The organism is Variovorax sp. P4_D9, assembly GCF_056401695.1.
This window is the reverse complement of the sequence record NZ_JBFUIU010001535.1, coordinates 1-1112: the sequence shown is the minus strand read 5'-3', so window position 1 is coordinate 1112 and position 1112 is coordinate 1. Positions and strand designations below refer to the sequence as shown.

Here is a 1112-nt window from a genome sequence, read left to right as displayed (position 1 = left end):
CTCGCCAGCCGCGTCATGTCGGCATCGAAGGCGCGCGGACCCGGCTGGCCCGCCAGTTTGCGGTACTGGGCCAGGAGCCGTTCGCTGTCCGCTTTCTCCACAGCAGCGGTGTTCCATTGCAGCTTGAGCGCATCACGGCCCTGCTTGGCGGGCCAGTAGCCATCGGCCACCACGGCAACGGCTTCGCCGCCTCGGTCCCCCGGAATGCGAAGCACCGCCTTCACGCCCTTGATGGCCCGTGYGGCGCTGTCGTCCACGGAACTCAGGCGGGCACCGAACACCGGTGGATGCGCCACCACGGCAGTGAGCTGGCCAGACAGCCGCGTATCGATGCCAAAGGCCTGGCGCCCGCTGCTCTTCGCTCGTGCGTCCAGGCGCGTGGTGGGGCGGCCGATGATGCGGAAGTCCTTCGGGTCCTTCAGCTTGACCTGTGCCGGCACGGGCAAGGCCATGGCGGCCTCGGCCAGTTCGCCGTAGCCCGCCTTGCGGCCACCAGGGCCCAGGACGGTGCCCGCCCGCGTACGCAGGATGGCCGGGTCCACGCTCCAGCGCGCCGCAGCAGCGGACAACAGCATGGCCCGGGCGCGAGCGCCGAGCTCGCGGTACTGGGTAAAGCTGTTCTTGATCGAATGCGAGCCGCCGGTCAGGTGGATGCCAAAGAGCGGATCCAGATAGGCGGGGTCGCCCGAACCGTTGTGGCTGCGCACGAGGCTCCAGTCCGCATCCAACTCCTCAGCAAGGATCATCGGTAGGCCGGTCTGTACACCCTGGCCGAATTCCAGCCGATTGATGGTCACCGTCACTTCGCCATTGGGTGCGATCTGCACGAACGCCGACGGCTGCTGCGTTGGCTTGAGTGCGCCGGTTGCCTGCGGGTTGGCGGTCTGTGCCGTCGCCAGATGGGGGAAGGCGCCGAGCGCCAGGCCGCCGGCCCCGGCCAGCTTCAGGAAGCTGCGGCGCGGCAGCATGGTTGGGGCATTGCCGCGGTTGCGGTCCAGAAGGTGCCGCAAGGCGCGGGGCATTTCGCTGTGGTCGAAGTTGGGCAACATGGGGTTCCTTCAGGCGAGTGACATGCCGGCATCGGCGACCGCGGCGCGGATGCGAGCGTAGGT

The 1112-nt window shown here is 68.6% G+C and carries 1 protein-coding gene; it reads right to left on the bottom strand.

All coding sequences use genetic code 11. The features are described from left to right. Window positions 1-1049: molybdopterin cofactor-binding domain-containing protein (locus tag AC1DY5_RS56685; RefSeq protein WP_478122877.1), on the bottom strand; the 1049-nt coding region annotated here is incomplete at its 3' end. Window positions 1050-1112 lie beyond the last annotated feature (63 nt).